This window comes from Longimicrobiales bacterium (assembly GCA_035764935.1).
Classification (GTDB): domain Bacteria; phylum Gemmatimonadota; class Gemmatimonadetes; order Longimicrobiales; family RSA9; genus DASTYK01.
The window spans coordinates 1-8637 of the sequence record DASTYK010000138.1; the positions used below are offsets into that span (position 1 = coordinate 1).

General features: G+C 67.6%; 7 protein-coding genes. All 7 read left to right on the top strand.

The features are described 5' to 3' along the window. On the top strand, positions 1 to 697 hold a 697-nt coding region (locus VFU06_11180), incomplete at its 5' end, for an aminotransferase class V-fold PLP-dependent enzyme (GenBank protein HEU5209942.1). A 7-nt stretch (positions 698 to 704) separates the two neighbouring features. Beyond that, positions 705 to 1265: an RNA 2',3'-cyclic phosphodiesterase gene (gene thpR / locus VFU06_11185; GenBank protein ID HEU5209943.1), complete on the top strand. Its 561-nt coding sequence runs from the start codon at positions 705 to 707 to the stop codon at positions 1263 to 1265. Further along, positions 1266 to 1925, top strand: coding sequence for a hypothetical protein (locus VFU06_11190; GenBank protein ID HEU5209944.1), 660 nt, complete (start codon positions 1266 to 1268; stop codon positions 1923 to 1925). Positions 1926 to 1928: 3 nt separating this feature from the next. After that, positions 1929 to 3293 carry a sigma-54 dependent transcriptional regulator gene (locus VFU06_11195; protein HEU5209945.1) on the top strand — a complete coding sequence of 455 codons (1365 nt, stop codon included), beginning with the start codon at positions 1929 to 1931 and terminating at the stop codon, positions 3291 to 3293. A 90-nt stretch (positions 3294 to 3383) separates the two neighbouring features. Continuing rightward, positions 3384 to 4877 carry an aldehyde dehydrogenase family protein gene (locus tag VFU06_11200; GenBank protein ID HEU5209946.1) on the top strand — a complete coding sequence of 498 codons (1494 nt, stop codon included), beginning with the start codon at positions 3384 to 3386 and terminating at the stop codon, positions 4875 to 4877. Positions 4878 to 5432: 555 nt separating this feature from the next. Beyond that, a complete protein-coding gene (locus VFU06_11205) occupies positions 5433 to 6299 on the top strand; it encodes a sigma-70 family RNA polymerase sigma factor (GenBank protein ID HEU5209947.1) in 867 nt (288 codons plus the stop codon). Positions 6300 to 6307: 8 nt separating this feature from the next. After that, positions 6308 to 8637: hypothetical protein (locus VFU06_11210; protein HEU5209948.1), on the top strand; the 2330-nt coding region annotated here is incomplete at its 3' end.

Here is an 8637-nt window from a genome sequence, read left to right on the forward strand (position 1 = left end):
GGTGGCCGCCCCCGCCCACGACGCAGGCGCGCTGGTCCTGGTCGACGCGGCACAGGCCGCGGGCTCACTGCCGCTCAATGCGGGAACTCCGGGCATCGACCTGCTCGCGATCACGGGGCACAAGGCGCTGCTCGGGCCGCAGGGCATCGGCGCCCTGTGGGTGCGGCCCGGGTTGCAGATCGAACCGCTGCTGACCGGCGGTACGGGCGGTGACTCCCTCGATCCGATGATGCCGGCCGCATTGCCGGACCGCCTCGAGGCGGGCACTCTCAATGCGCCCGGCATCGCCGGGCTGTGTGCTGCCCTGGAATGGCTGCGGACGCAGGGGATCGATACCATCCACGCCCGCGAGATGCGTCTCAAGCAGCAGCTGCACGAGGCGCTCGGCAGGATCGAGGGGCTGCGCGTGCTGACGCCTGCGGCACCGGGCGGCGTGCCGATCGTCACCGTGATCGCCGACGGGGTCGATCCGGCGACGCTGGCCGCGCGGCTCGACCGGGAACACGGGGTGCTCACCCGACCGGGGCTGCACTGCGCGCCGGGGGCACACCGGCTGCTCGGCACGGAGATGACGGGCGCACTGCGCCTGTCACTCGGATGGGCGAGCACGGAACGCGACGTGGCACGCGCCGCCGAGGCGTTGCAGGCTGTGGTCGCATCCGTGCATGGGAGGGCCGCGGGGCGGGCGCGGCTCTGAGCCGGTCGTGAGACTCTTCATCGGCGTGCAGCTGTCGCCGGCACTGCGGGCGCTGGTCGCCCGCGAGACCGGACCGCTGCGCTCGGCGATCCCGGATGTGCGCTGGACGGACGAGGACGCCCTGCACATCACGCTGCGCTTCCTCGGCGAAGTCGCGGAGGACGACGTCGCCTCTGTCGGTTCCGCGCTCGAGGCGTGCGCATCAGCGCAGAGGCCGTTCACGCTGAGCACCACGGGACTGGGCGCATTCCCGCGGATGGGTCGTGCGCAGGTCGTGTGGCTGGGTGTGGAGGACGGCGGCGCAACCGGCGGCATCGTGAACTGCCTCGATGCGGCGCTTGCGCCGCTCGGGTTCCTGCCGGAACAGCGTGCGTTCACGCCGCACGTGACACTGGGTCGCGCGCGCAACCGGAACGGTGTGCGCGTGTCCGATCGCGAGCGGGCGATGCAGCTCGCCGTCGGCAGTATGCAGGTGGACAGGATCGCATTGATACGAAGTCATCTCGGCAGGGGGCCCGCACGCCACGAGGTGCTGCGCGCGGCCATGCTCGGGGGAGGAACGGAATAGATGCTCGGACCGGCGCGCGGCTGCCTGCGCCTCATCATCATTCTCGGCGCGGTGATCATTCTCGGCTTTCTGTGGTTCACGAAGGGCGACGAGCTGCGCTCGTTGTGGCACGAGCTGGCGGGCGATACGCCGACCGAGACGGTGCCAAGCCAGGCGCTCGCGGATCACGCGCAGGCGAAGCTGGACGACCTGCAGGCGGGACGTGTGCGATCGGCGTCCTTCGGCGCGGTGGAGCTGCAGAGCCTGCTGATGTACGAGTACCAGGGGCTGCTGCCCGCCTTCGTCGATTCTCCGCACATCGAACTGGACGCGAGCCGCATCGTCGTAAAGGGGCGCATGCCGATCGACCGGCTGCCGGACGTGGAGGGGATGCGCCAGGCCGCCGCGATCCTGCCGGACACCACGGACCTGGCCGTGACGGCGCAGCTCCTGCCACTGGGCAGTGGCCGCGTGGCGCTCGCGATCGATGACATCACGGTATCGCGCATCCCGCTGCCGGAGCGGCTGTACGGTCCCGCGCTGTCGCGGCTCGGGCGGCGGGACGAGGCAGGCCTGCCAGCGGACGCGGTGGCGGTGCCGCTGCCGCCCGGCGCAACGAACGCGTATGTGCGGGGCGATTCACTGGTGCTGGTAGGCACGTCCGCCAATCCAGGGAGCTGACGGATGGCTCGAATTCTGGTCGTCGATGATGAAGAAGGGATCCGCCGTATTCTCGCGCAGGTGCTGGAGTACGAGGGGCACGAGGTGCAGACGGGCGGCAGCGGCGCGGAGGCGCTGGAGCTGTACGCGTCGTTCGAGCCGGACCTGACCTTTCTCGACGTGAAGATGGCCCGCATGGACGGACTCGAGGCGCTGCAGAAGCTGCGCGAGTCGGATCCGGACGCGCTCGTCATCATGATCAGCGGGCACGGTACCATCGACACGGCGGTGGAGGCCACGCGACGCGGCGCATACGACTTCCTGGAGAAGCCGCTCGACACGGACCGGCTGCTCGTCACGATACGCAATGCGCTGCAGCAGCGGGGGCTCGCGGTCGAGAACGCGCGCCTCCGCGACGCGGTCGAGAGCCGCTACGAAGTGGTTGGCTCGAGCTACGCGATCCGCTCACTGCTGGACCGGGTGGAGAAGGTGGCACCGACCGACGCGCGCGTGCTGATCACCGGCGAGAACGGGACCGGCAAGGAGCTCATCGCCCGCGCGCTGCATCGGCTGTCCCCGCGCGTGGAGGAGGCGTTCGTCGAGGTGAACTGCGCCGCGATCCCGTCCGAGCTGATCGAGAGCGAGCTGTTCGGGCACATGAAGGGCAGCTTCACGGGTGCAACGGCCGATCGCGCGGGCAAGTTCGAGCAGGCGGATGGCGGCACGCTGTTCCTGGACGAGATCGGCGACATGAGCATGACCGCGCAGGCGAAGGTGCTGCGCGCGCTGCAGGAGGGCATCATCACACGCGTGGGCGGCGAGAAGCCGATCCGCGTGGACGTGCGGGTGATCGCTGCGACGAACAAGAACCTCGAGAAGCTGATCGAGCAGGGCCAGTTCCGCGAAGACCTCTACTTCCGCCTGAACGTGGTGCCGATCCACGTGCCGCCGCTGCGCGAGCGGCGCGAGGACATTCCCATGCTGGTGCGTCATTTCACCGACCGCGCCGCCGAGGAGCAGCGGCTGCCGGCGCGTCGGTTCACCAGCGAGGCAACCGAGCGGCTCACACGGATGGAATGGCCCGGCAACGTGCGTGAGCTGCGTAACACGGTGGAGCGGCTGCTGATCCTCGCGCGTTCCAACGAGATCGACGCGGCGGACGTCGACCGGCTCGTCGGCGGCACGGCCGCGTCCGGCTCCATGCCGGGCGACCTGCTGGACGCGGAGACGTTCGCGGACTTCAAGGAGCGCGCGGAGCGCGCATACATCCTCGCGAAACTGCGCGAGCACGACTGGAACGTGAGCGAGACGGCGCGTCGCATCGAAATGCCGCGCTCGAACCTGTACAAGAAGATCGAGAAGTACAGGCTGGTGCGCGAGGACGCCTGACGTCGCGCAGCGCGCGACAGCCGCCTACATTGCCGGCCATGCCGCCGCGCCGCGTTTGCGGCGCCCGGGACAACGACGACAGAAGGAATCATGGGACAGGAATTCAAGAACTTCATTGCGGGTGAATGGGTCGCCTCGCAGAGCGGTCGCACCTTCGAGAACCGCAACCCTGCCAACACGCAGGACCTGATCGGTACATTCCCGCGCTCCGACAAGACCGACCTCGAGCGTGCCGTCGCATCGGCGCAGCGAGGCTTCGATCTGTGGCGACGCACGCCCGCGCCGCTGCGTGGCGATGTGCTGCGCAGGACCGGCGACATCATGGCCGCACGCAAGGAGGAGATCGCGCGCGCCATGACACGCGAGATGGGCAAGGTCCTCGCCGAGACGCGCGGCGACGTGCAGGAGGGGATCGACACGGCCTACTACGCAGCTTCAGAAGGTCGTCGCCTGTTCGGGCACACCGTGCCCAGCGAGCTCAAGGACAAGTGGGCGATGTCGTACCGCCGGCCCATCGGTGTGTGTGGACTGATCACGCCGTTCAACTTCCCGATGGCGATCCCGACGTGGAAGGCGTTTCCGGCGCTCGCGTGCGGCAACTCGCTGATTCTGAAGCCGGCGGAAGAGGTGCCGCACACTGCGACGATCCTGATCGAGATCCTGCTCGAGGCAGGCCTGCCGCCGGACGTCGTACAACTGGTGCACGGCTTCGGCGAGGAGATCGGGAGCGCGATGGTCGAACATCCGCAGATCCCGGTGATCTCGTTCACCGGCTCGACCGAAACGGGCTCGCTGATCGGCGAGACGTGCGGCCGCATGCACAAGCGGCTTTCGCTCGAGATGGGCGGCAAGAACGCACAGATCGTCATGCCTGATGCCGACCTCGATCTCGCGCTCGAGGGCGTGCTGTGGGGTGCGTTCGGCACGACCGGCCAGCGCTGCACAGCGACGAGCCGGCTGCTGCTGCACGAGTCGATTCACGACGAGCTCATCGATCGCCTGGTGCAGCAGGTGGGCCGGCTGCGTCTCGGAGACGGTCAGCAGAACGGGACGGACGTCGGTCCGCTCATCAACCAGGGCGCGCTCGACAAGACGGCACGCTACGTCGAGGTCGCGCGCGAGGAGGGCGACGAGGTCGTGACTGGCGGCCGTCGTGCGAGCGGCGCCAGCCTGGACAACGGCTTCTTCTTCGAGCCGACCATCCTGCGTGGCGTGAAGCCGGGCAGCCGCCTCGCGCTCGAGGAGGTCTTCGGCCCGGTCCTGAGCGTGATCCGCTTCAGCGACCTGGACGAGGCGATCCGCATCAACAACGAGGTGAAGTACGGCCTGTCCAGCTCGATCTACACCAGGGACGTGCGCGCATCGTTCCGCGCGCTCAACGAGCTGGACAACGGCATCACCTACGTGAACGCGCCTACCATCGGCGCGGAGGCGCACCTGCCGTTCGGCGGCGTGAAGGCGACCGGCAACGGCCACCGCGAGGGCGGCTGGGAGGTCTACGAGTTCTACTCGGAGACGAAGGTCGGCTACGTCGACTATTCCGGCCGGCTGCAGCGCGCCCAGATCGACACGTACGACGTCTGACGAACAGGGAGGGAGGCGCGGACGCGCCTCCCTCGATTGACAGTCGCGCAGGGCCGTGGTAGCATGTCAGAAGCGGCCGTATCACAGGCGCTCGTCGGTCGGCTGTCAGGCTGACGACGAAGATCGGGACCGGGACGCACGGTTCCATCACGAGCGCCCGATGTCATGGGAAGTACAGCGCGCATCGGCCGTATCCTTGCCCGAATGGTTCCCGGCTTCGACCCGTAAGAAGCCGTTGATTGCTTGGAACACATACGCTGAAGGCTGGCGACAATCTCCTGCTAACAGAGAGTTCGCTGCACGAATGAGCGTGCATTCGCGATCGACGTCGTGGGTGCTCTCCGTTCCGGACGGAGGCACGAGCGGCACCAGCCCCCGCAAACATCCAGAGCGTAGCGTCCAGGATCGAGTCGACAGGAACGTCCGCGTGGCCCGCGTTGTCGAGACAGCATCGGGTCGTGCGTTCCTCTGACAGACGGAGCGCCGAGGCAGGCTGCCTCGCAGCCTCGGCAAACCGGTCAGCAATCACCATGCTGTGCGTCACCGGAGCGTCGTATGAGTTTTTCTTCGGGCGGTAAAGGCGGCGGCTACGACGAGAGCTCGCTCGATCAGTACCTCAAGGAGATCAGCGCCTACCCGCTGCTCAAGCGCGAGGACGAGATCGAGCTGGCCCAGCGGATCCGCAAGGGCGACGAAGAGGCGCTCGACAAGCTCGTCCGCTCCAACCTCCGCTTCGTCGTGTCCGTCGCCAAGAAGTATCAGAACCAGGGCGTCGCACTGGGCGACCTGATCAATGAGGGCAACCTCGGCCTGATCCGCGCCGCCCACAAGTTCGACGAGACCAAGGGCATCAAGTTCATCTCGTACGCCGTCTGGTGGATCCGCCAGGCGATCCTGCAGGCCCTCGCCGAGCAGAGCCGCATCGTGCGGGTGCCGCTGAACCGCGCCGGCGCGCTGCACCGGATCGGCAAACGCTCCTCCACGCTGCTGCAGGAGCTGGGGCGCGAGCCTACCGTCGAAGAGATCGCAGAAGAGCTGGACCTTTCCCATGAGGAGGTGCAGCGCACGCTCGCGATCTCGCAGACGCACCTGTCGCTGGATGCCCCATTGACGCCCGGCGAGGACAACCGCCTGCTGGATTACCTGCCTGACCAGTTCTCCGCCGGGCCCGACGACGAGACCTACGAGCGCGCCCTCTGCAACACGATCGAGGAGGCGCTCGACACGCTGAAGGAGCGCGAGGCCCGCGTGCTGCGGCTGTACTACGGCCTCGAGGACGGCCGCGACCCGATGACGCTGGAGGAGATCGGGTCCCTGCTCGGCATCACGCGTGAGCGCGTGCGGCAGATCAAGGAGAAGGCGCTGGTGCGGTTGAGACACGCCTCGCGGTCACGGTTCCTGGAGACGTTTATTCAGCAGTAGGCACGCTCATGGGTCAGTTCCGCACGGCAGGTCTGGCCCTGATGGCGGGATGCGCGCTGGCGCCACCGCCTCTGCTCGGCGCGCAGCAGGAGTCGGGCGCGCAGCAGCCATCCAGATACTTCCTCGAGATCCAGACGTCACAGCGCTGGATGCACGGCGGTCAACAGCCGCAGTTCACCCCCCATCACCCGGACACCGACTGGCTCGCAGTCGATTCGATCCGCGCGACAGCAGAGCACTTCACGCTGTTCGTCAGCGGTCCGAAGGGCGTTCCGCCCGGGCGCGGCTGGATACGGACAGGCGCGGACGGCCTGGTCGAGACACAGTACGTTTTCGATCCCGTGGACCGGCCGTCGGGGTGGAACGCAATGGACGAGTGGGAGGAGCGAAATCGGTACTTCGTCCACTGGTGGCATGACTACCTTCGCCTGCCGGAATTCCACTTGCACCAGCTCGCGCCGCCGGTAGTCCCGCCGGGCAGCACTGCCGGCCAGAGGTGGAGCGACACGATCTCGTTCAGCGCGAGGCGTGGTGGGCAGGAGCAGGAACTCAGCGGCCGCCGGTTCAGCTGGATCACCGGAGACACCACAGTGGCGGGTCGGCGGCTTCTTGTAGTGCACGATAGTGCACGTGTCCGGTACCGCGAACGCTGGTTGCGCAGGGAGCGCACTCTGGACACGCTCGTCGTCACGGAACGAGGTACTCACGGCCACGTGACAGGGCGCTTCCTCTACGATCCTGCCATCGGCATCTACCGCGTGCGTGAGGACAGCCTGTGGCTGACTGGCAATGCCGTGCTCCGCTACCCCGATGGTCGCAGTTTCCGAACGTCCGCGCGCTACGATCGAATTCGCCGGATCGATGTTTACGACAACGCTGAGTACCGGGCACGACGCGAGGCACTGCGCGCCGAGTCCGAAGCGGCGCACGGAGGCATGATCACCTATCCATCGGCGCCACTCGCGGACCGCCTGGCCGCGGCCGACACGGTCGTCCGCGACTCGTTGCTCCAGGTGCTTCGCACGACCGACGATCCGAACGAGCGACAGAGCGTGCGGATGGCAATAGGCTGGTGGCCCGATCCGGACGCCATCCGCGACTTGCTCCAGCTTGCCGCCGAGGCCAGCGCGGATACGGCGTACCTGATCGAACAGCTGCAAGAGTCCTTCTCTCAGGGAGCCGGTCGGCAGTTCGATGAGGCAGCACTGCGCCGGGCGCTTCCGTTCATGGCTGATCCCGGTCTGGCGTTCCACAACAATACGCCGCTGGATCCGTTTTACGAGAATCCCCGTCAGGAACTGCTGCTCCATGCTCCGGCTGTCAGCGACGATACCAGCGACTGGGCGTGCACGCCCGCAGCGTGCCGGCTCCTGGCCGAGCAGATTCACGCGGAGGGCGATCCGCGGCTGCGAGCGCTCGGCCTGATCGCGGCATTCCTCCTGGATCCTGCCCGGTACGCAAACGAGGTTATCGAGCGTGCCGAGGCGGGTGGGTCGCTGCTGCGCCCGACCGCGGAGCTCGCCCGCGGCTCACCCGCCGACGGCGCGTCGAATCGGAAGAGGGTGCCGCTACCCAATGGGTCTGCGCACTGGCGGGACTGGCTGCACTGGATCAATCCACCCTCGACGTATGAGTCGCGGTTCACTCTGGTTCCGTTCGGAGCGCCGGATCTCCCGGCACCGCCGTACTTCGATGAACGCCACCTCACCGCTCTGCGTGTGCGCGAACGGATCGACGGGCGCGACATCGCGCAGGAGCTGGCGAATGCGCGAAGCCGCGTATCAGCCGATTCTGCTCTGCTCGTCTACGACGTCCTGCTTCTTGGCATGGGTGAGCTGCAGCCGCAGCCGGAGAGCGTCGCCCGATTGCTGCAGTCCGACAGCGAGGTCGCCCGCATGCGCGGCCGTCTCGCGCTGCAGTACCTCTTCAGGGACCCGCAGCCGGTGGCGGACGACACGGCGGCGGAGCTGATCGGGCAGCTGCTGGCATCCTACCTAGATGGGGCCGAGTGGTGGCCGAGGCTGCCCGACCTCGAGCGGGCGACCCGCGCACGGCGAGCGCAGGCATCTCAACGCGCGGATAGCACGGTGTTCCTTCTGCGCGACGGATTGCCTTCCGCCGTGATCGAAGTGTGGCGAGATCGCGTTCAGATCGTGAGTGTCGAAGACTGGAACGCCCGACCCCTGCGCGCCGCGGCGACCCTCGTCACGATCGGCCAGCTGCAGCGCGTGGGACCGTTCATCCGCCTGAGCCTTACCCAGGAGACCCGGCATGCGCGAGGGCCGCACGAGGCGGCTGGAGGCTGGGCGAGCGGCGACGAATACACGCTCATGCAAAC